Source organism: Dichotomicrobium thermohalophilum (genome assembly GCF_003550175.1).
In the GTDB taxonomy this organism is placed as follows: Bacteria; Pseudomonadota; Alphaproteobacteria; order Rhizobiales; family Rhodomicrobiaceae; genus Dichotomicrobium; species Dichotomicrobium thermohalophilum.
The window spans coordinates 1,580,016-1,601,968 of record NZ_QXDF01000001.1; the positions used below are offsets into that span (position 1 = coordinate 1,580,016).

Consider the following 21,953-nt stretch of genomic DNA (forward strand, 5'->3'; position numbering starts at 1 on the left):
GTCTGACACATGGACGTGATCCGCCTCGCGCGGGGTCGCTTGAACGCAGCCGGGTTTCGCTATAACCACGGCGGCAGCACAGTTCGGAATTCGGCAGGGAGAAAACGCAAATGGCCCGGAAGAAGATCGCACTGATCGGCGGCGGCATGATCGGCGGGACGCTCGCGCACCTCATCGGGGTGAAGGAGCTAGGCGATGTGGTGTTGTTCGACATCGTCGAGGGAATGCCGCAGGGCAAGTCGCTGGACATCGCCGAGTCCCTGCCGGTGGAGGGCACCGACGCCCAGCTCAAGGGCACGAACGAGTATGTCGATATTCGCGGCGCGGATGTGGTCATCGTCACGGCCGGCGTGCCGCGCAAGCCGGGCATGAGCCGTGATGACCTCCTGGAGGTCAACCTCAAGGTGATGGAGCAGGTCGGCGCGGGCATCAAGAAGTATGCGCCGGACGCCTTCGTGATCTGCATCACCAACCCGCTGGACGCGATGGTCTGGGCACTCAACCAGATTACCGGGCTCCCGCGCCACATGACTGTCGGCATGGCCGGGGTGCTGGATAGTGCGCGGTTTCGCTATTTCCTCGCGGAGGAGTTCGACGTCTCGGTCGAGGATGTCACCGCTTTCGTGCTGGGCGGCCACGGCGACACGATGGTCCCGCTGACCCGCTATACCACCGTGGCCGGCATCCCGCTGCCCGACCTGATCAAGATGCACTGGATCACCCATGAGCGCCTCGGCGAGATCGTCCAGCGCACGCGCGATGGCGGCGCGGAGATCGTCGGCCTGCTGAAGAGCGGCTCGGCCTATTATGCCCCCGCAGCCTCGGCCGTTGCCATGGCCGAGTCCTACCTCAAGGACAAGAAGCGGGTGCTGCCCTGCGCGGCCTATCTCAACGGCGAATACGGCGTGAAGGGGCTTTATGTCGGCGTCCCTGTCGTCATCAGCGCAAAGGGTGTGGAGCGTGTCATCGAAATCGACCTGACCTCGGGCGAGCGCGCTGACTTCATGCGCTCGGTGGAATCGGTGCAGGGGCTGGTCGACGCCTGCAAGCGCATCGCGCCCGGCTTGGGCGGTATCGCTGACTAGGATCACGATGGACCGGGAGCAAGAAGAATGAACATCCATGAATATCAGGCCAAGGCGATCCTTCGGGAGTATGGCGTGCCGGTGTCCCAGGGCGCGGCGGCTTTCACGCCCGAAGATGCGGTCAGCGTCGCCAACGAGCTGGGCGGTCCGGTCTGGGTCGTAAAGGCGCAGATCCATGCCGGCGGACGCGGCAAGGGCACCTTCAAGGAGCCGCAGGCCGGCGAGCAGGGGGGCGTGCGGCTCGCGAGGTCGATGGAAGACGTGCGCAATTTCGCCGACCAGATGCTCGGGCGCACCCTTGTGACGCATCAGACGGGGCCCGACGGCAAGACCGTCCAGCGTCTCTACATCGAGGAAGGAGCCTCTATTGCGCGAGAGCTTTATCTGTCCGCGCTGGTGGATCGCGGCTCCTCGCGGATCGCCTTCATCTGCTCGACCGAAGGCGGCGTTGATATCGAGAAGGTCGCGGCCGAGACGCCGGAAAAGATACTCACGCTGACCATCGACCCCGCGGCTGGGTATTCGCCGTTTCACGGCCGGCGGATCGCCTTCGCGCTCGGCCTTCAGGGCGATCAGGTGAAGCAGTGCGTCAAGCTGATTGGTAACCTCTATCGGGCCTTCACCGAGAAGGACATGAGCCTTCTGGAGATCAACCCGCTGATCGTCACGGAGCAGGGCGAACTGCGCTGTCTCGACGCCAAGGTCAACTTCGACGATAACGCGCTGTTCCGCCAGAGCGCGGTGTCGAATCTGCGCGACATCGACGAGGAGGACCCGGCCGAGGTCGAGGCCTCGCGCCATGGGCTGAACTACGTCAAGCTCGACGGCAATATCGGCTGCATGGTCAACGGCGCAGGCCTGGCGATGGCCACGATGGACATCATCAAGCTCTATGGCGCGGAGCCGGCCAACTTCCTTGATGTCGGCGGCGGCGCCAACAAGGAGCAGGTCATGAACGCCTTCAAGATCATCCTGTCCGACAAGGCCGTCGAGGGCATCCTGGTCAACATCTTCGGCGGCATCATGCGCTGCGACATCATCGCGGAAGGCATCATCGCCGCGGCGAAGGAGATGGATATTCGTGTGCCCCTGGTGGTCCGGCTGGAAGGTACGAATGTCGAAATGGGCAAGCAGATGCTGAGTGACTCCGGCCTGGCGATCATCCCGGCGGATGACCTGGCCGACGCGGCGCAAAAGATCGTTGCGAAAGTGAAGGAGGCAGCCTGAGAGCCGGCGGGGCGGCTTGACGCGGTACACAGTCACACATAAGCTGTGTAGACAATAGGGGGTGCTGGTGCGCCCATGCCCGTGTCAGGAGGCTCCGCCATGAAGAACATTACGCTGGCCGTGGATGAGGAGGTGCTGGCGACCGTGCGCGCTTACGCGGCGCGCAACAACACGACGGTGAATGCGCTGGTGCGCCAGCATCTGGAGCGGATCGCGCGTCAGGAGGACAAGGCGGCGCAGGCGCGGCAGCGTCTCGTGGAACTGGCCGCACAGTCCCCCATGCAGACGGGTTCGTGGCGCTGGAATCGGGACGAGATTTATGACCGTGACGTGCTTCCTCGACACCAACATCCTGATCTACGCGGCTTCTCAGAGCCCGAGCGAGACGAGGAAGAAGAAGATCGCGGTTGAGCTGATACAGGGCACGGCCTTCGGCATATCGGCACAGGTGCTTCAGGAGTTTTACGTGGTCGCGACGCGTAAAGCCGAGGTTCCCTTGGAGCCAGCCCAGGCACTCGACTGGATCGAGCAGCTGGAAATCTTCCCCTGCGCACAGACCAGCCCGGCGCTGGTTAAACTGGGCGCCGTCATGTCGGAGCGCTACCAGATTTCATATTGGGATGGGGCGATCCTGGCCGCTGCGGAAAGCCTGGGCGCGCCGGTCGTCTATACAGAGGACCTGAACCACGGCCAGAGCTACGGCTCGGTGCGCGCGGTCAACCCCTTTATCGAGAACGCCCCGGTCGGCGGCTTCCATGAAGGCCGACAGACCTTTGCCGAGGATTGAGAAGAACCGAGAGCAACCACGAAAAGAAAAGGTTGAACCCATGGCGGTGCTTGTCGACAGCAACACGAAAGTGATCACCCAGGGCATCACGGGCAGTCACGGAACCTTTCATACCGAGCAGGCACTCGCCTATGGCACCAAGGTCGTCGGCGGCGTGACACCCGGGAAGGGCGGAGGTGAGCATCTCGGGGTGCCGATCTTCGACACGGTGGCCGAAGCGGTCGAGAAGACCGGGGCCAACGCCAGCGCGATCTATGTGCCCCCGCCCTTTGCGGCCGACGCGATCCTCGAGGCGATCGATGCTGAGGTTCCCCTCGTGGTGGCGATCACCGAAGGGATCCCGGTGCTCGACATGGTACGGGTGAAGCGCGCGCTTCAGGGCTCGAAGACGCGACTGATTGGCCCGAACTGCCCGGGCGTGATCACGCCGGATCAGTGTAAGATCGGCATCATGCCGGGTCATATCCACAAGCCGGGTTCGGTGGGGATCGTGTCGCGCTCGGGCACGCTCACCTATGAAGCGGTGGCGCAGACCACGGCGGCGGGGCTCGGACAATCGACCTGCGTGGGCATCGGCGGCGACCCGGTGAAAGGCACCGAGTTCATCGATGTGCTGGAGATGTTCCTCGCGGACGACAAAACAGAGTCCATCATCATCATCGGTGAGATCGGCGGCGCGGCAGAGGAAGAGGCGGCCGCCTTCCTCAAATCCGCGCCCGTCAAGAAACCGACGGTGGGCTTCATTGCGGGGCTGACGGCGCCGCCTGGCCGGCGCATGGGCCACGCTGGCGCGATCGTCGCCGGCGGCAGCGGTGGTGCCGAGGACAAGATCGAGGCGATGCGCTCGGCGGGCATCAAGGTGGCAGCCAATCCGGCAGCGATGGGCGCGACGCTGGTGGAGATGCTGCAAAACGTCTGAAACGGTCGAGCCGTGGCGCAACGGTCACGATGAGGGGTGCGCTGGCGGCCTATCGTAGACAGCATTGTTTGCCAGCCTTGCCTATATTGTATGACGTAACGCGCGCCGTTCGCATTGACGGCGCAAACAACACGCAACGGAACGGGCCATGCGCAAGCAGCAGCTTAACGAGACCTTCGCCCTCAGCTCCTTCCTCCATGGCACCAACGCCGCTTACGTGGAGGACCTCTACGCCCGCTATCAGGACAATCCCGGTTCGGTCGACGCCGAATGGCGTCGCTTCTTTGCCGGCTTGAAGGATCAGCGCGAGACCGTCATCGCCGAGCAGCGCGGGCCGTCTTGGAAGCCCGAACATGTGAGCACCAACGGCGACGGCGAGTTGCTCGCTGCGCTCACCGGCGACTGGAGTGAGACCGCGGCGGAGATCGAGGGAAAGATCCGCGAGAAGGCGGCCGAGGGAGGCGTGTCGCTCGACGAGGAAGACGTCATGCAGGCCGTGCGCGACTCGGTTCGCGCGCTCATGCTGATCCGCTCGCACCGTGTGCGCGGGCACCTTGCGGCCGATCTGGACCCGCTGAAGCTGACTCCGCCGGTTGAGCACCCGGAGTTGCAGCCTGAAAGCTACGGCTTCACCGAAGCCGACTACGACCGCCCGATCTACCTCAACAAGGTTTTGGGCCTGGAGACCGGCACGCTCCGGCAGATTCTCGAAATTCTGCAGCGGACCTACTGCGGCAAGATCGGCATCGAGTTCATGCACATCTCCGATCCGGACCAGAAGGCCTGGTTGCAAGAGCGCATCGAGGGCGTCGGCAAGGAGGTGCAGTTCACCCGCCGGGGCAAGGAAGCCATCCTGCAGAAGCTGATCGATGCCGAGAGCTTCGAGAAGTACCTCGACAAGAAGTATACCGGCACCAAGCGGTTCGGTCTGGACGGCGCTGAAGCAATGGTCCCGGCGCTGGAACAGATCATCAAACGCGGCGGACATCTGGGCCTGCGGGAGATCGTTATCGGCATGCCGCATCGCGGCCGGCTGAATGTGCTCGCCAACGTGATGGGGAAGCCGTATCGCGCGATCTTCCACGAGTTCAAGGGCGGCTCGGCGCACCCCGAGGAGGTGGAAGGCTCGGGCGACGTCAAGTACCACCTCGGCACGTCCTCAGACCGGACTTTCGACGGCAATGAGGTGCACCTGTCACTGACCGCCAACCCCTCGCATCTCGAAGCGGTGGACCCGGTTGTGCTCGGCAAGGTTCGCGCCAAGCAGGACCAGCACGAGGACACCGACCGCACCAAGGTGTTGCCGCTGCTGCTTCACGGCGACGCGGCGTTCGCCGGGCAGGGCATCGTCGCGGAGTGTTTTGGCTTGTCCGGCCTGCGGGGCCATCGCACCGGCGGTTCGATCCATTTCATCGTCAACAATCAGATCGGCTTCACCACCGCGCCGCGCTTTGGGCGGTCCTCGCCATATCCGTCGGACGTTGCGCGCATGGTCGAGGCACCGATTTTCCACGTGAACGGCGACGACCCGGAAGCAGTCACGCATGTGGCGAAGGTGGCGACGGAGTTCCGCCAGCGGTTCCACAAGCCCGTGGTCATCGACATGTTCTGCTATCGCCGCCACGGCCATAACGAGGGCGATGAGCCGTCCTTCACCCAGCCGCAGATGTACAAGCGCATCCGCCAGCACCGCCCGGTGGTGGATATTTACGCGGAGCAGCTGGTCGAGGAAGGGCTGTTCGCGCAGGAGCAGATCAATGAGATGCGCAACGCGGCGCGGACGACGCTTGACGAGGAGTTCGAGGCCGCGGAGGCCTACCGACCGAACCGCGCGGACTGGCTCGATGGACGCTGGGCCGGCATCGGTTTTGCCGACGAGGGACCCCGCCGCGGCAAGACGGAAGTGCCGATCGAAACGCTCCGCGCGGTGGGGGAAAAGATCAACACGATCCCTGAGCACATCAACGCGCATCGCACCCTGCGGCGCATCTTCGACAATCGGCGCAAGGTGATCGAGTCCGGCGAGGGCATTGACTGGGCGACGGCGGAATCGCTCGCCTTCGGCACACTGCTGAAGGAGGGCTTTCCCGTGCGCCTGTCCGGTCAGGACAGCGAGCGCGGGACCTTCTCCCAACGCCACGCGGTGATCGTGGACCAGGAGACCGAGGAACACTACCGGCCGCTCAACCACATCGCGGAGGATCAGGCGCGCTTCGAGGTCATCAACTCGATGCTCTCGGAATACGCAGTGCTTGGCTTCGAGTATGGCTACAGCCTAGCCGAGCCGAATGCGCTGGTGCTGTGGGAGGCCCAGTTCGGCGATTTCGTCAACGGCGCACAGGTGGTCATCGACCAGTTCATCACGTCGGGTGAGCGCAAATGGCTGCGCATGTCGGGCCTCGTGATGCTGCTGCCGCACGGCTACGAAGGCCAGGGGCCGGAGCACTCCTCGGCGCGGCTGGAGCGCTTCCTGCAGATGTGCGCGGAGGACAATATCCAGGTGGCCAACTGCACGACGCCGGCCAACTACTTCCACATCCTGCGCCGACAGCTCCACCGCAAGTTCCGCAAACCTCTGATCCTTATGACGCCGAAATCGCTCCTTCGCCACAAGCGGGTGATGTCGCGGATCGAGGAATTCGGTCCCGGCTCGACTTTCCATCGCGTGCTGTGGGATGACGGCGACCGCGGCGATAATGGCGCGAAGAAGCTGGCCTCCGACGATCAGATCAAGCGGGTCATCCTCTGCTCGGGCAAGGTCTATTTCGACCTGCTGGAAGAGCGCGAGAAGCGCGGCATCGACGATGTTTATCTCATGCGCGTCGAGCAGCTCTATCCGTTCCCGGCGCGCGCGCTCATCACCGAACTCGGCCGCTTCCCGCACGCGGAGATGCTCTGGTGCCAGGAAGAACCGAAGAACATGGGCGCCTGGACCTTCGTGGAGCCGAATATCGAATGGGTTCTCAACCATATCGACGCGAAGTATAAGCGTCCGCGTTACGTGGGCCGGCCGGCCTCGGCAGCGACGGCGACGGGGCTGATGTCGAAGCACATCGCGGAGTTGAACGCGTTCCTCGATGAGGCGCTGACGCTCTAGAAAAGAAAGCGGCCTTGGGGTGTGCCGCGGCAAAGAGGAAACGACACGACGATGGCACAGGAAATCCGCGTACCGACCCTGGGCGAATCCGTGACCGAAGCCACGGTGGGCCAGTGGTTCAAGAAATCCGGCGAGCATGTGAACGAGGATGAGCCGGTGGTCGAGCTGGAGACCGACAAGGTGACGGTCGAGGTGCCGGCGCCTGTGTCGGGCGTGATCTCAAGCATCGCGGTGGAAGAAGGCGAGACGGTCGAGGTCGGCGCGTTGCTCGGCGCGATCGAGGCGGGTGCGGAAGCCGCTGCCGAGCCGGCAGAGGCAAAGGCAGAGGCCACTGCCGCCGCGGCAGCTCCGGCCCAGGAAGAAGCGCCGGCCAGACAGGAGACCGCGCCCCAGCCGGCGGCCGCTCCGCAGCCCGAAGCCCGCGCCGGCGCGGAGGAAACGGAAAAGCCGATGTCTCCGGCCGTACGCAAGCTTGTCGAGGAGCATGGCGTCGACACCAGCAAGGTCGAAGGCACGGGCAAGGACGGTCGTTTGCTGAAGGGCGATATCCTCTCGGCCCTGGATGCCGGCCAGGTCGCCGCGGAAGCGCCGGCGCAGGCCAAGCGCGAACGCGCGCCGGTGCCGGATGCCGATGCCGCGCGCGAGGAGCGCGTGCGGATGACCAAGCTGCGCCAGACCATCGCCCGGCGGCTGAAGGAAGCGCAGCACAATGCGGCCATGCTGACGACCTTCAACGAGGCGGACATGACCGGCATCATGGAGGCGCGGCAGCGGCACAAGGCCGACTTCGAGAAGAAGCACGGCGTCAAGCTCGGTTTCATGGCCTTTTTCGTGAAGGCCTGCGTCCGCGCGCTGCACGATGTGCCCGCCGTGAATGCCGAGCTCGACGGCGAAGATCTGATCTACAAGAACTATTATCACATTGGCGTTGCGGTCGGCACCGAGCGCGGCCTGGTCGTGCCGGTGCTGCGCGACGCCGACGCGATGAGCTTCGCCGACATCGAGAAGAAGATCGCCGATTTCGGCACGCGCGCCCGCGACGGCAAGCTCGGCATTGAGGAGATGCAGGGCGGCACCTTCACGATCTCCAACGGCGGTGTCTACGGCTCGCTGATGTCCACGCCGATCCTGAACGCGCCTCAGTCCGGCATCCTCGGCATGCACAAGATTCAGGAGCGCCCCATGGCCGTGAACGGCGGCATCGAGGTGCGGCCGATGATGTATCTGGCGCTGTCCTACGACCACCGCGTCATCGACGGCAAGGAGGCTGTGACCTTCCTCGTCCGCGTCAAGGAAAGCCTTGAGGACCCGGAGCGGCTGTTGCTCGACCTTTGATTTCTTGAGGGATAGCGGTGATGCGTTTTGCGGTGGCGTTTGCCGTTTTCCTCGGGCTCGGCGCCTCACAGGCCGCGGCCCAGAGCTTTGACTGCAGCAAAGCCCGGCTCGCCGCCGAGCTTGCGGTCTGCGACAGCCCGCGCCTTAGCCGTCTCGACGAAGAGATGTCCGCGCTTTACTTTGGTCTGCCATACGTGGTGCGCGACGAGATCAAGGGCGCACAGCGCCGCTGGCTGCGCCGGCGTAACGCCTGTGGTTATGACGAGCGCTGCATTGAGGAAGCTTATCTCCGGCGAATTGAGGTGCTGTCTCAGTTCTAGTGCGCGAACGGCCGGCTGGAGGTGACGGTCGAGTGGGGGGCGATTTGACCATCGAGTTGACCGTTCTGGTGCTGGCGGTGCTGCTCGCCTACGCGCAACTGACGATTTATGCCATCTACGCCAATCGCGATTACGGCCCGGACTATACAATGAGCCCGCGCGACAGCGCGCCGGCGCGGCCCGCTTCGGTGATGACCGGCCGGCTGCGCAGGGCCTACGAGAACCACCTCGAAAGCCTGCCCTGGTTTGCGATCGCCGTGCTGGTTGCCCAAGTCAGCGGTACGACAAGCTGGATCACCGCAGCGGCATCCTTGATTTATCTCGCCGCGCGCATTGTCTATATCCCGTGTTACGCACTCGGCTGGCGGCTGCGCTCGCTCGTGTGGAGCGTTGCGGCGCTGGCCATCCTCGTCATTCTGGGCGACATCCTCATCTGATGGGTGGAGGCCCGCATTCAAAGATTCGAGCTGAAAGGCAGTGTCATGGCGGAAAACTACGACCTGGTGGTCATCGGAACCGGCCCCGGAGGCTATGTTTGCGCGATCCGCGCGGCGCAACTGGGCATGAACGTCGCGGTCGTCGAGAAACGCGATGCGCATGGCGGCACCTGCCTCAATGTGGGCTGCATTCCGTCGAAGGCGCTTCTTCACGCCTCCGAGCTCTACGAGGAAGCCGCTGACGGTTTTTCGGCCATGGGCATCGATAGCAACCCGAAGCTCGATCTGCCCAAGATGATGAGCTTCAAGGACGAAGCGGTCGAGGGCAACACCCAAGGTATCGAATTCCTGTTCAAGAAGAACAAGGTGACCAGCCATCGCGGCATCGGCCGGATCGCCGGGCCCGGCGCGGTCGAGGTGAAGGGCGAGGACGGGCAGACGACGACGCTGAACACGAAGGCCATCGTCATCGCGACCGGCTCGGACAGCATTCGTCTGCCGGGCATCGAGGTGGATGAAAAGCGCGTGGTGACCTCCACGGGCGCGCTCGACCTGCCAGAGGTGCCGAACAAGATGCTGGTCGTGGGCGGTGGCATCATCGGGCTGGAGCTTGGCTCGGTGTGGCGTCGGTTGGGTTCCGAGGTCCAGGTCGTCGAATTTCTCGATCGCATCACGCCGGGCATGGACGCCGAGGTCTCAAAGCAGTTCATGCGCATCCTCAAGAAGCAGGGCGTCGAGTTCACGCTGGGCCACAAGGTCACCGGGGTTGATGCGAGCGGTAACCGGCTGAAAGCGACGATCGAGCCCGCGAATGGCGGGGAGGCGCAGGAGGTCGACGCCGACGTCGTGCTGGTCGCGGTGGGGCGTGCGCCCTACACCGAAGGCTTGGGCCTCGACGAAGTTGGTGTCGAGACCGACAAGAAAGGCCGCGTCATGGTCGACAGTCACTACAAGACCAGCGCGGACGGCATCTACGCGATCGGCGACGTGATCCACGGACCCATGCTCGCTCACAAGGCCGAGGAAGAGGGCGTGGCGGTCGCCGAAATCCTCGCCGGGCAGGCGGGCCACGTGAATTACAGCGTGATCCCGGACGTGATCTACACCTACCCGGAGGTCGCCAAGGTCGGCCAGACCGAGGAGGAGCTGAAAGAGAAGGGGACGGACTACAAGGTCGGGAAGTTCCCGTTCACTGCGAACGGCCGGGCCAAGGCCAACCGGCAGACCGAGGGCTTCGTGAAGGTGTTGGCCGATGCCAAGACCGACCAGGTGCTCGGTGTGCACATCCTGGGTCCCGATGCCGGCAACATGATTGCGGAAGCGGCCGTTCTGATGGAGTTCGGCGGCTCGGCCGAGGACCTCGCGCGAACCTGCCATGCGCATCCGACGCTGACCGAGGCGATCAAGGAAGCCGCGCTTGCGGTGGACGGTCGCGCGCTTCATATGTGAAGGCATGAAGCCACGGTTTCTCGTCCTCACCATCAGCACGGTCGTCGCGTTCGCGATCCTCGTCTCGCTGGGCGTCTGGCAGCTTCAGCGCCGCGATTGGAAGCACGACCTAATCGAGCGGATCGAGGCACGCGCCGATGCCCCGGCCAAGCCGCTGGAGGAGGTGCTTGCGCGCTGGAAGCGTGACCGCGATATCGAATACATGCGCGTGGAGATGACCGGCGAGCTGCGCGCAAGCCAGGAGTTCCATATCTACACGATCCGCGATGGTGTCGCCGGCTGGCGGGTGGTCTCGCCATTCGAGACCGGTGGCCATGTTGTGATGCTGGACCGCGGCTTCGTGCCGGAGCCCCTGAAGGACCCGCAAGCCCGCGCCGATCAGCCCGTGCCTGAGGGCAAGGTTTCCGTGACCGGGCTGGCGCGCGCGCCGGGCGAGTCGAACTTCGTGACGCCCGAAAACGAGCCAGAGCGCAACCGATGGTACTGGCGCGATCTGGAGAGCATCATCGCCCAGCTTCCGCCCGATGCGCGCCAGCGCGCCGCGCCGTTCTTCATCGAGGCGGAGGCGGGCGCGCTGCCGGGCCAGTGGCCGCGGGACGGCGTGACGCAACTCCGCCTTCGCGACAAGCATCTGTCCTACGCCTTGACGTGGTTCGGGCTGGCGCTGACGCTTCTGGGCGTCTACGGGGCTTATATTGTCTCGCGCCGGCGCGGCGGCGGACAGCAGCCGGCGCGGGCGGGGTGATTTCTGCGGTACCCGCCGGGTTGCCGGAATGTTGTTCCGGGCTTAGTTTAACCGAATATTGAATCTGGCTTTCTCGGGGGTGCATATCAGGCTCCCCTCATGGCCATTTGAGGTTTTTCTCGTGAAATATGTCAGCACGCGCGGCACGGCGCCCCGCCTCGACTTTGAAGACGCAGCGCTCACCGGCCTGGCGCGCGACGGCGGGCTGTATGTGCCCGAAAGCTGGCCGACGCTGAGCCACGACCAGATCGCGTCCTTTGCCGGCAAGCCTTACGCGGAGGTGGCGGCGGATGTGATCGCGCCGTTCATGGGCCACGCAATGCCGTCGGGTGACCTGCGCGAAATACTCGCCCGCGCCTATGCCCCATTCCGTCACCCGGCGACCGCGCCGCTGGTGCAGACTGGACCCAATGATTTCATTCTGGAGCTGTTCCACGGGCCGACGCTCGCCTTCAAGGACTTCGCCATGCAGGTGCTGGCCCCGCTGATGGAGCGGGCGCTCACCCGGCGCGGCGACCGAGCGGCGATCATCGCGGCCACCTCGGGCGACACTGGCGGCGCTGCGGTGGAGGCGTTCAGGGAACGTGCGCGGATCGACCTGTTCGTCTTGCACCCGGAAGGGCGCACCAGCGAGGTTCAGCGCAAACAGATGACCACGGTGGACGCGGCCAACGTCCACAACATAGCGGTGCGCGGCAACTTCGACGACGCGCAGGCCATCGTGAAGGCGCTGTTCAATGACCACGGATTTCGCGACAGACATCGGCTGGCGGCAGTCAACTCGATCAACTGGGCGCGGATCATGGCGCAGGTGGTCTACTATTTCACCGCCGCCGTCTCGCTCGGCGCGCCGTACCGCCCGGTCAGCTTCACCGTGCCGACCGGCAACTTCGGCGACATCTTCGCGGGCTATGTGGCGAAGCAGATGGGCCTGCCGATTGACCGGCTGGTCATCGCCTCCAACGTTAACGACATTCTGACGCGGACGCTGGAAACCGGGCGCTACGAGCGCGGGGCGGTCATGCCGTCGTCGAGTCCGAGCATGGACATTCAGGTGTCGAGCAATTTCGAACGGCTGCTGTTCGAGATGAGCGGCCGCGATGCGGATTTGGTGCGCACGCAGATGGACACGCTGCAGCAGTCCGGCGGCTTTACGCTTGAGCCTGCGCAATATGACGGGCTGAAAGAGTTGTTCGCCGCGGCGCGCGCCGATGAAGATGAGACCATGAATGCGATCCGCGTCTTGTATAACGCGACCGGCTATGTGGCCGACCCGCACACCGCCGTCGGTCTGCACGCCGCCTGCCTTTGCAGGGGTGACGACAGCGTCCCAATGATCACTCTCGCGACCGCGCATCCCGCGAAATTCCCGGACGCGATACGCGCGGCCATCGGCGTATCGCCGGAGCTTCCCGAAACATTGCGTGCGCGCTTGTCGGCGCCCGAGCACTATGACGTGCTCGACAGCGATCAGGCGCAGATCGCCGATTACATCGCCGCGCGCACCACGGACAGGGCTGGACTACCCGCATGAGTATGGAGAACAGGGCGCAAGTCACGACGCTGAGCAACGGCCTGCGCGTGATCAGCGAGGAAATGCCGCATGTGGGCACCGTGTCGCTTGGCATTTGGGTCGCAAGCGGCTCGCGCGCGGAACAGCCGGAGGAACACGGCATCGCGCACATGCTTGAGCACATGGCCTTCAAGGGCACCGAGACGCGCTCGGCGCGCGATATCGCCGAGGAAATCGAGACTGCGGGCGGCGAGATCAACGCGGCCACGGGCGTCGAGACGACCGCATACTTTGCCCGCGTGCTGAAGGATGAGGTGCCGCGGGCGCTGGATGTGCTCAGCGACATTCTGCGCAACCCGGTCTACAAGGAGGAGGACCTCGGCCTTGAGCGTACCGTCGTCCTGCAGGAGATCGCCGCGACCCGCGATAACCCGGAAGACGTGCTGTTCGACACCGCGCAGGCGGTCGCCTTCCCTGAGCAGCCCCTGGGCCGACCCGTTCTTGGTACGGCGCAAAGCGTGCGCAAATTCCGCCGCGAAAATCTCGTCCGCTTCCGGGAGACCAACTACGGCGCACAGCGAATGATTCTGAGCGCCGCGGGCGCGGTGGATCACGACATGCTGGTGCGCGAGGCCGAGCGGTTGCTCGCCGATCTGCCGCACGACCGCGCCGGAGCCTTCGCCCCGCCCGTGTATGAGGGCGGCTATCACGCCGTGCATATGCCGCTGGAGCAGTCGCATGTGCTGATCGCCTTCGAGTCGCCGTCTTCGCGCGACCCCGACTACTACACCGGCCAGGTCTGCGCCGGGCTGCTGGGCGGCGGCATGTCGTCGCGGCTGTTCCAGGAAGCGCGGGAGCAGCGCGGGCTTTGCTATGCGATCTACGCGTTTTGCTCGGGCTTTTCCGACACCGGCTTGTTCGGCATCCACGCGGCCGCAGACGCGGCCGATGTCGCTTCGCTCACCGATGTCATCACGCACGAGTTGCGCAAGCTTGCGGAGGACGGACCGCGCGGTGACGAGGTCGAACGCGCCAAGACCAACATGAAAGCCGGGCTGTTAATGAGCCTGGAAAGCTCGGCAACGCGGGCGGAATTCCTGGCCCGGCATCTTTACATCTTCGGGAAACCGCCGGAATTTGAAAAGCTGATCGAACGCGTCGAATCGGTCGATGCGCCACAGGTTCAGGCCTTTGTGCAGCGACTTTTGAACGCGCGGGCGCCCTCCTGCGTTCATGTCGGGCCGCGCGCGGAAGCGCCGGAACTGCGTGCCATCGCCGAAGGATCGTTGAAGCATTGAGCACGCCGCCTGCGCGGGAGGCAGGCTTCAGAGGAACTGCGCAATGGCATTCTTGCGGTCGCCGCCCACGCCGGAGAACGGCCCTCAGATCGAATGGGAAGATCTGCTGCTGCGCATGCCCCGGCTCAGCGATTATCACGCCTGGGCAGAGCTGCGCGCCAAGAGCCGTGCGCATCTTGAGCCCTGGGAGCCGGCCTGGACGCCGGACGAGCTGACCCGCGGCGCCTACCGCATGCGCCTCAAGCACTACATGCGGGAAATGCGGGAGAACAGCGGCTATGCCTTTTTTATGTTCAAAGCCGATGATAACACGCTGATCGGCGGTGCAACTTTGAGTAATATCCGCCGCGGCGTCAGCCAGTCATGTTCGCTGGGGTATTGGGTCGGCGCGCCGTATGCAGGACAGGGCTATATGACCAAGGGCGTGCGCGCGATCGCCGCCTTCGTGTTTGACACCCTTCATCTGCATCGGCTGGAAGCGGCCTGTCTACCGACGAACGTGGCCTCTATCCGGGTGCTGGAGAAAGTGGGCTTCACCCGGGAGGGGCTGGCCCGGGAATACCTCAAGATCAATGGCAGGTGGCAGGATCATTTTCTCTACGCTTTGCTCAAGGACGATCCGCGACGATAGCCGTGCAGCAAACGCTGCGCCGGCGGCGCGCCTGTTTACCGGCGGACTGCGGGCGCCACGCTATATAGCGCCGCTGCTCGTATTGCTGACTGCCCTGGTGGTGCTGACGGCGGGCCCGGCGCGCGCACTGGAAGCGATCGTCGTCAGCCCGGATCAGAAAAAGCTCGACATCACTCTGCTCGGGGAACTTTACGAGGGGCGCGGGGATACGCTGAGCGTCGAAACCGCACCGGGGCCAGACGGCATCACCGGCCGAATGGCCGTACAGGCGACCACCCCGGGGACCGACCCGAACTGGGTGGTCTTCGCGCTGACCAACCCGACCGAGAACCGCATCGAGCGCATCTTGACGGCGCGGCGCTATGAGCTTTCCGGCAGCAAGGTCATGTGGCCGGACCTGGATTCGCCGCGCATCGCCAAGGTCACCCCGTCTGTCGGCTTCAAGCCCAAGCGCATCCCCGCAGACCGGGCCGACCTGTTCCGCATTACGCTGGAGCCGGGAAGCACCGTCACATTCATCGTCGAGTTGCGCTCGGTCGACTTCCCCCGGCTTATGCTGTGGGATGGCGCGGCGCTGGGTAAGCAGGCGACCGACAGGACGCTGCTGAATGGCATCCTGTTGGGAATCGCCGGGCTGCTGGCGATCTTCCTCACGGCGATCTTCGTCGCCAATCACCGCGCCATATTCCCGGCGACGGCGCTGGTGGCGTGGAGCGCAGTGGCCTATCTGTGCGTGGATTTTGGTTTCTGGCACAAGCTGTTCCAACTCTCGCCCGACCAGAACGCGGTCTACCGCGCCGGAGCCGAAGCGGCACTGGCGGCGAGCATTCTGATCTTCCTCACCGTTTATTTGCGGCTACGACAATGGCAGCCTTGGCTGCTGTCGGTGTTCGGAGGCTGGGCGCTGGTGCAGGTCGGGCTGATCGCGTTTTCGGTCATAGACGCGCAGCTGACATCAGGCCTAGCGCGCCTGTCCTTCTTGCCGATCGCGGGCGTGGGCACGCTTCTGATCGTCTTGCAAACCTTCCGGGGCGAGGATCGTGCGCTGACGCTGCTGCCGACCTGGATGCTGTTCCTGGTCTGGCTGTTCGGCGCAGGCGTGGCAGTGATGGGATATCTCTCTGGGGATATCGTGGTGCCTGCGCTGTCCTCGGGCCTGGTGCTGTTCGTGGCGCTGCTCGGGTTCAGCGTGACGCAGTATGCGTTTTCGCCGGGCGACTATGCCGCGTCCGGTCATGCCGCGCATCTCGGCCGCGGGGCGGCGGCGCTGGAGGCATCTGGCGCGTCTGTCTGGGAGTGGGACGTGCGCCGCGAGGAGATCAAGGTCGGCCCGGAGATCGAGCGCGTTCTAGGCTATTCCAAGGGGACGCTGAACTGCGGAACCGAGGAGTGGTTGCAATACGTCCACGCTTCAGACCGCGAGCGCGTCAAGATCATGCTCTGGACGGTGCGTGACCGTGACGGCGGCGAGCTGGAGACCGATCTGCGGCTGCGGCGCAGCGACGGGAGCTACCTCTGGTACGAGCTCCGCGGGCGCGCGGTGAAACTGCCACAGAGCCAGATCCTGCAATGTATCGGCCTGTTGCGTGACGTCACGGCGCAGAAGCGCAGCGAAGAGCGCCTGACGCACAACGCTGTGTATGACGCGCTGACTGGCCAGCCCAACCGCGAACTGTTCCTCGACCGCGCCAGCCAGGCCATGCTGCGCTGCGAGAGCGAGGGCACGAAGCCGACCGTCATCGTCATCGATATCGACCAGGTGCGCAGCGGCAGCCATGCGCCTGACGCGGTCATCAGCGACTCCATGCTGCTCACCGTCGCGCGCCGATTGAGCCGGCATGTCCGCGAGACAGACACGTTGGCGCGCATCGGCGTCGATCAATTCGCCATGCTGCTGACCTCCGAAACCGACCCGCGCTACATCGCCATGCTGGCCGAGCGCGTGCGCCGCTCGCTACGCTCCCCGATGAAGCTGAGCGGGCAGGAAGTGGCCCTGATCGGCAGTATCGGGATTTCGGTCTTCGATGGCCGGCAGGCGGATGGGCAGGCGCTATTGTCCGAGGCCGAACTCGCAGCTTACCGGGCCAAGCGCGCCGGCGCCGACCGGATAGAACTCTACAAGCCGGACATGAGCGCGACCGGCGACGACCGCGCCGAGCTTGAAAAGGATTTGGAGAAGGCCATCGACCGGCGGCAGATCGTGCTGCTCTATCAGCCGATCATGCGGCTGGCGGATAACCAGCTGGCGGGCTTCGAGGCGCTTCTGCGCTGGAACCACCCGAAGCATGGCCTGCTCAGCCCGCGGGAATTCATCCAGGCCGCTGAGAAGGCGGAGATGACCGCGACGCTCGGACGCTATGCCGCCGAACGGGCCCTGCGCCAGCTTCACCGTTGGCAAAAGGCGTGGCAGCGCGAGGATGACCCGCTGTTCGTCGCACTCGACATCTCGCATCGGGCCATGCTGCGCAGCGAGGTCGTTCAGGAACTCCGCACCGTTATCGGCCGCGGGACGGTGCCGGAAAACTGCTTCTGGGTCGAGGTCAGCGAGACTGTCGTGATGGAAAACCCGGAGCAGATCGTCGAGGCGCTGGCCAGCCTCAAGACGGTCGGCGCGCGGTTGGCGCTGGATGAGTATGGCAGCGGCTACTCCTCCGTCGCCTATCTGCACCGGCTACCACTCGATATTCTCAAGCTGGATCGGTCGCTGGTCCGCTCGGCCAGCGCGTCCGGGGCTGATCCGGTGGTGCTGCGTTCGGTGCTGGCGATGGCTCACGAACTGGGCTTCGAGGCGGTCGTACAGGGTGTCGACCGCGACCGCGATGCGGCATATCTGCGTGCGCTGGGCTGCGATTTCGGACAGGGCTTCTATTTCGGCGAGCCGATGACCGAGAAGGAGGTGATGAACCTCGTCAATACACTCGCGCGGGCGGCGGCGAAGGCGGGCGGCCAAACCCGGACGCGGGCAGGGACGGGGGCGAAGGCCATGCCGCGGGTCAAGTCTGGTCGGGCCGGGGCGCCGGCAGGTGCGAAACGGGTTGCGCCGCCGCAATCCGCGTCGCAGGGGCAGGAATCGCAGAAACGATTGCCCGGCCCGAGCGATGGTGGCGCCCGTCCGCGCCAGAGCGAAGCCGGAGCACGCGGGCAATCGCAGCCGGGACGCGACGATCGGCCGGCGCGGCCGCGCCCAGCGCCGCGGGAGAATGGTGCGGCGTCAGATGCCAGTTCGAACAACGGGCGTTATGATGGCCGCGAACGCTCCGGCGAGTCGCGCCTCGGAGCGCGACCACGCATCCGTCCCGATTCGGCAGTGTCGGGCCAACAGCCGCCGCCTCCGGCGGACCCGGAAGGTTGGGATCGGGACGAACAGACGGATAGCAGTCCTCCGCCGCGCCGAAGTGCCGGACCGACGCGCCGCCGCTGAGCCACTTGCCCTGGTAGAGGCGGCTGATAGGTCAGGCGTTGCCGGCCTGATTGACGAGGAAGGACGGATCGACTCCCAGTTTGGCGAGCGCGAGCGTGTACTTCTCGTCGACGCGCGGATCAAAAACCAACTCGGCGTCGCCCGGGCAGGTGAGCCAGCCGTTGGCCTGGATCTCGCTTTCGAGCTGACCTGGCGCCCAGCCGGCGTATCCCAGCGCCAGCAGCGACTTGTGCGGCCCGGCGCCTTGGGCGATCGCCCGGAGGATGTCGATCGTGGCCGTCAGGCACACGCTGCCGTCGATCGCCAGGGTGCTGTCGGCGGAGAAATAATCCGCGCTGTGCAACACGAAGCCGCGTCCCGTCTCCACCGGCCCGCCGACGAACACCGACATGTATTCCAGGTTGGGCGGCACGTTGATCGCGCGGTCCTCCGGGATCAGGTCAAGCTGCTGCAGCAGATCGACGAAGCTGAGATGCTCGGCCGGACGGTTGATGACGATACCCATCGCGCCCTCGGCGGAGTGCGCGCAGACATACACTACCGAGCCGGCGAAGTTGCTGTCGTCCGCGCCGGGCATGGCCACGAGGAGCTGACCGCTGAGATACCCCTCACCGTCTCTCTCGGTCATCTGGCTGTGTTCCTCTGTCATACGCTCTAGAGTAGCGCGTTAAATGTTGCGGATGAACCCTCACGCGCCAATTTTGCGCCGCATTGCGACACCGCTTCCTCCCGCGCACACAAACGTGAACCGGCCGGCATTGTTCCGAGCCGGCGCCTCGGTGTACTCAGAGGCGCTGATCTGGACAGTTTAACCGCAACAGTCTTGACGAAAGCCATGCGTCTGAGACGCCTTTTGCCCCTTGCTCTGATTGCTGCTCTGCTCGTGCTGCCGGCCGCGGCAGCCGGCTGGCAGGAGGCTCCGCATTCGCGCGCGCGCTTGATTGCTGCAGGAACGGCCAACGCAGATGCTCTTGCGGGCCGCACGCATCTGCGGACGCCGGCGCAGTTGGTGGGGCTAGAGATCGAGCTCGATCCCGGGTGGAAAACCTACTGGCGCTCGCCGGGTGATGGCATCCCGCCGCAATTTGAATGGGCCGGCTCAGACAATGTGGCGGCGGCACAGGTGTTGTGGCCCGTGCCGACGCACTTTCGCGATGCGGCCGGCGAATACAACGGCTATGCCGACCGCGTCGTGCTGCCGGTCGTGGTCGCGCCGAAGCGGCCCGGCGCTCCGGTGTCGCTCGACCTCGCCCTTGACTATGCGGTGTGCAAGGATGTCTGCATCCCCGTAAGCGCGCAGCTCTCGCTCCGGCTTCCGGACGATACGCCGCGCGGGCGCCAAGCTGTGCTCGAGGCGCTGCGCCAGGTGCCGGTGCGCGCGGACTCTCGAGGGCGCTGCGGCGATCTGGCTCTGGCGGATGCGCGCTTGCGGTTCGATGGCCCGTCGCCGCGGATGGAGATCACGCTGACCCATCCGCCGGGCGGCGCGCCGGAAGACCTGTTCGTCGAAGCAGCGACCGGCCAGTTCATGCCGCATCCGAAGCGTCAGGAAGCGACGGCTGAGCGCACCGTTTTCCATCTCGACCCGAGTGCCGGCGGCGATCCGCGCGAGCTCGCCGGGAAGGCGATGACGCTGACGGTCGTTGCCGCCCCGCAAAGTTGCGAAATGACCGCGACCATGGAATGATCCGCACGCAAGTCATCATGCCGCAAATGAAGCAATATCGAGAGGACGTCAAATGATAGCAGCAGGCGACCGCATTCCCGAGGCGACGTTCCACGTCATGACCGCCGAAGGCCCGTCGGAAATCTCTTCCGACGAGGTGTTCTCCGGCAAGAGGGTGGTGCTGTTCGCCGTGCCGGGCGCCTACACCCCGACCTGCCACATGAAGCACCTGCCGGGCTTCATCCAGCACGCCGACGACTTCAAGGCCAAGGGGATCGACACGATTGCGTGCACCGCCGTCAATGATCCCTTCGTTCTTAAGCATTGGGCGAAGGAGACGGGCGCCGAGGGCAAGGTGATGTTCCTTGCGGACGGCAACGCGAGTTTCGCCAAGGCGATCGGTGCGGACTTCGACGGCAGCGGCGTGGGCCTGGGCACGCGCTCGAAGCGTTACGCGATGCTGGTCGACGACGGCGTGGTGAAAACCGTGCATGTTGAGGATTCGCCTGCGCAGGTCACCGCGAGCAGCGCGGAGACGCTTCTGCAGGAGGTCTAGGCGGAACCCTCGTCGCCATCCTTCATGAAGGGCGCCATGCCTTTCTGGGCCAGTTCGTGGGCGGCCTCGTTCTCCGGGTCGCCCGCATGGCCGCGGACCCAGTGAAAGGTCACGTCATGGCGCTGGCGGGCTTCGTCCAACCGCCGCCATAGATCCTCGTTCTTGACCGGCTTCTTCTGCGCCGTACGCCAGCCATTCGCCTTCCAGGTGTCGATCCACTCGGTGATGCCCTGGCGGAGGTAGTTGGAGTCGGTGTAAAGGTCGACCGGCATTGGGCGCTTCAGCGCCTCCAGCGCCTCGATCGCAGCCGTCAGTTCCATACGGTTATTGGTCGTGCTGGGCGCGCCGCCGTTCATCTCCTTGCGCGCATCGCTGTAAATCAGCACGGCGCCCCAGCCGCCGGGGCCGGGATTTCCCGAGCATCCGCCGTCGGTGTAGATGCGCACGCGCTTGGGGTCGCGCTCGCTCACGTCGTCTCCCGTGGTGTGGTTCAGGGCGCAAGCCCGTATTCGCTCAGCGACTTGACGCGCTGGTGAAAACGCAGCTTGCGCAGATATTCGTCCGGCGACTTGGGCCGCACATAGGCGTCCGGCGCGGTGTGGAACCAGTCATAGGCCCGCGTCAACAGGAAGCGCAGCGCCGCCCCGCGCGCAAGGATCGGCAGCGCCTCGGTCTCCGCCGCGCTCATCGGCCGGACGCTGCGATAGCTCTCCAGGAACGCCCGCGCCTTGGTGATGTTGAAGCTGTGGTCGACCTCGAAGCACCAGGCGTTCAGGCAGATGGCAATGTCGTAGGCCAGCAGATCGTTGCAGGCGAAGTAGAAGTCGATCATGCCGGACACATCACCATCGAGAAAAAGGACGTTGTCCGGAAACAGATCGGCATGGATAACGCCGTCTGGTAAATCGTCGGGCCAGTGGGCGCGCAGGAACGCCAGTTCACTATCGAGCAGTTCGCCCAGCCCCTCCCAGAGCGCGTCCGCATGGTCGCCGAGGTCTTCCCGCAGCCGCTCCCAGCCGGCCAGCGAAAGGTCGTTCTCGCGGCGCATATCGAAGCCGCGCCCGGCCAGATGCAGCTTTGCCAGCTCCGCGCCGACCGCCGTGCATTGGGCTACCGAAGGCCGCCGCACCGATATCCCCGGAAGGAAGGAGAACAGCGCGGCAGACCGGTCGCACAGCGTGTGAAGCACCTGCCCTGCGCGGTCATGGATCGGGACGGGGCAGGGCACGGACTGCGCGGCCAGATAATCCAGCAGGCCTATGAAAAACGGCAGATCGCCACAGGCGACGCGCTTTTCGTAAAGCGTGAGAATGAAGTCGCCCTGTTCGGTGGTGACGAGATAATTGGTGTTCTCGACCCCCTCAGCGATGCCTTTCATGGAAACCGGCCGGCCGATGTCATACCCCGCGAGCAGGTCGGCAAGCTCTTCGGCTGTGACTTCGGTGTAGACGGCCATGCCGGTTCACG

20 protein-coding genes are annotated in these 21,953 nt (G+C 64.8%); 17 read left to right on the top strand and 3 right to left on the bottom strand.

The genetic code is table 11. The annotated features are described in order from the left end of the window. Window positions 1–110 precede the first annotated feature (110 nt). The 15 genes from mdh to BXY53_RS07320 all read left to right on the top strand — a co-directional run bounded on the left by mdh (window position 111) and on the right by BXY53_RS07320 (window position 18,264). Window positions 111–1,085 carry a malate dehydrogenase gene (gene mdh / locus BXY53_RS07255; RefSeq protein ID WP_119061172.1) on the top strand — a complete coding sequence of 325 codons (975 nt, stop codon included), beginning with the start codon at window positions 111–113 and terminating at the stop codon, window positions 1,083–1,085. A 27-nt stretch (window positions 1,086–1,112) separates the two neighbouring features. Continuing rightward, a complete protein-coding gene (gene sucC, locus BXY53_RS07260; RefSeq protein ID WP_119061173.1) occupies window positions 1,113–2,312 on the top strand; it encodes an ADP-forming succinate--CoA ligase subunit beta in 1,200 nt (399 codons plus the stop codon). A gap of 99 nt (window positions 2,313–2,411) precedes the next feature. After that, window positions 2,412–2,723, top strand: coding sequence for a MerR family transcriptional regulator (locus tag BXY53_RS14015; RefSeq protein ID WP_147361527.1), 312 nt, complete (start codon window positions 2,412–2,414; stop codon window positions 2,721–2,723). After that, the gene (locus BXY53_RS07265; protein WP_119061174.1) at window positions 2,632–3,099 is read left to right on the top strand and encodes a PIN domain-containing protein; all 468 of its coding nucleotides are present in this window, start codon (window positions 2,632–2,634) and stop codon (window positions 3,097–3,099) included. Before BXY53_RS14015 ends, BXY53_RS07265 begins: the two co-directional genes overlap by 92 nt. 40 nt (window positions 3,100–3,139) lie before the next feature. Then, window positions 3,140–4,018 (top strand): succinate--CoA ligase subunit alpha, encoded by an 879-nt coding sequence (gene sucD, locus BXY53_RS07270; RefSeq protein ID WP_119061175.1) that lies wholly within the window; start codon window positions 3,140–3,142, stop codon window positions 4,016–4,018. Window positions 4,019–4,166: 148 nt separating this feature from the next. Next, window positions 4,167–7,115, top strand: coding sequence for a 2-oxoglutarate dehydrogenase E1 component (locus BXY53_RS07275; RefSeq protein WP_119061176.1), 2,949 nt, complete (start codon window positions 4,167–4,169; stop codon window positions 7,113–7,115). 51 nt (window positions 7,116–7,166) lie between these two features. Continuing rightward, window positions 7,167–8,450, top strand: a complete 1,284-nt coding sequence (gene odhB, locus BXY53_RS07280) for a 2-oxoglutarate dehydrogenase complex dihydrolipoyllysine-residue succinyltransferase (RefSeq protein WP_119061177.1) — start codon at window positions 7,167–7,169, stop codon at window positions 8,448–8,450. Between the two features lie 20 nt (window positions 8,451–8,470). Further along, window positions 8,471–8,770, top strand: a complete 300-nt coding sequence (locus tag BXY53_RS07285) for a lysozyme inhibitor LprI family protein (protein ID WP_119061178.1) — start codon at window positions 8,471–8,473, stop codon at window positions 8,768–8,770. A gap of 32 nt (window positions 8,771–8,802) precedes the next feature. Then, the gene (locus tag BXY53_RS07290) at window positions 8,803–9,207 is read left to right on the top strand and encodes an MAPEG family protein (RefSeq protein WP_210209167.1); all 405 of its coding nucleotides are present in this window, start codon (window positions 8,803–8,805) and stop codon (window positions 9,205–9,207) included. 45 nt (window positions 9,208–9,252) lie between these two features. Beyond that, on the top strand, window positions 9,253–10,656 hold the full coding sequence (lpdA, locus tag BXY53_RS07295) for a dihydrolipoyl dehydrogenase (RefSeq protein WP_119061820.1): 1,404 nt from the start codon (window positions 9,253–9,255) through the stop codon (window positions 10,654–10,656). A 4-nt stretch (window positions 10,657–10,660) separates the two neighbouring features. Further along, the gene (locus BXY53_RS07300) at window positions 10,661–11,401 is read left to right on the top strand and encodes an SURF1 family protein (RefSeq protein WP_147361528.1); all 741 of its coding nucleotides are present in this window, start codon (window positions 10,661–10,663) and stop codon (window positions 11,399–11,401) included. Window positions 11,402–11,522: 121 nt separating this feature from the next. Further along, window positions 11,523–12,935 (top strand): threonine synthase, encoded by a 1,413-nt coding sequence (gene thrC, locus BXY53_RS07305; RefSeq protein WP_119061821.1) that lies wholly within the window; start codon window positions 11,523–11,525, stop codon window positions 12,933–12,935. Then, the gene (locus tag BXY53_RS07310; protein ID WP_210209168.1) at window positions 12,932–14,212 is read left to right on the top strand and encodes a M16 family metallopeptidase; all 1,281 of its coding nucleotides are present in this window, start codon (window positions 12,932–12,934) and stop codon (window positions 14,210–14,212) included. The genes thrC and BXY53_RS07310 overlap by 4 nt, the downstream gene beginning before the upstream one ends. A gap of 43 nt (window positions 14,213–14,255) precedes the next feature. Then, window positions 14,256–14,843 (top strand): GNAT family N-acetyltransferase, encoded by a 588-nt coding sequence (locus BXY53_RS07315; RefSeq protein ID WP_119061181.1) that lies wholly within the window; start codon window positions 14,256–14,258, stop codon window positions 14,841–14,843. Window positions 14,844–14,925: 82 nt separating this feature from the next. Then, window positions 14,926–18,264 (top strand): sensor domain-containing phosphodiesterase, encoded by a 3,339-nt coding sequence (locus BXY53_RS07320; protein ID WP_170144370.1) that lies wholly within the window; start codon window positions 14,926–14,928, stop codon window positions 18,262–18,264. A gap of 31 nt (window positions 18,265–18,295) precedes the next feature. On the opposite strand, the gene BXY53_RS07325 is transcribed toward BXY53_RS07320, so the two are convergent. After that, the gene (locus BXY53_RS07325; RefSeq protein ID WP_119061822.1) at window positions 18,296–18,892 is read right to left on the bottom strand and encodes a YqgE/AlgH family protein; all 597 of its coding nucleotides are present in this window, start codon (window positions 18,890–18,892) and stop codon (window positions 18,296–18,298) included. A gap of 207 nt (window positions 18,893–19,099) precedes the next feature. On the opposite strand from BXY53_RS07325, the gene BXY53_RS07330 reads away from it, so the two are divergent. Continuing rightward, window positions 19,100–19,951 (top strand): protein-disulfide reductase DsbD domain-containing protein, encoded by an 852-nt coding sequence (locus tag BXY53_RS07330; protein ID WP_119061183.1) that lies wholly within the window; start codon window positions 19,100–19,102, stop codon window positions 19,949–19,951. 52 nt (window positions 19,952–20,003) lie between these two features. Continuing rightward, window positions 20,004–20,486, top strand: coding sequence for a peroxiredoxin (locus tag BXY53_RS07335; RefSeq protein ID WP_119061184.1), 483 nt, complete (start codon window positions 20,004–20,006; stop codon window positions 20,484–20,486). Here BXY53_RS07335 and rnhA read toward each other — a convergent pair. Further along, window positions 20,483–20,956, bottom strand: a complete 474-nt coding sequence (gene rnhA / locus BXY53_RS07340) for a ribonuclease HI (RefSeq protein ID WP_119061185.1) — start codon at window positions 20,954–20,956, stop codon at window positions 20,483–20,485. The two genes, BXY53_RS07335 and rnhA, sit on opposite strands and share 4 nt — an antisense overlap. A 20-nt stretch (window positions 20,957–20,976) precedes the next feature. Continuing rightward, window positions 20,977–21,942 carry a homoserine kinase gene (gene thrB / locus BXY53_RS07345; RefSeq protein ID WP_119061186.1) on the bottom strand — a complete coding sequence of 322 codons (966 nt, stop codon included), beginning with the start codon at window positions 21,940–21,942 and terminating at the stop codon, window positions 20,977–20,979. Between the last annotated feature and the right edge of the window lie 11 nt (window positions 21,943–21,953).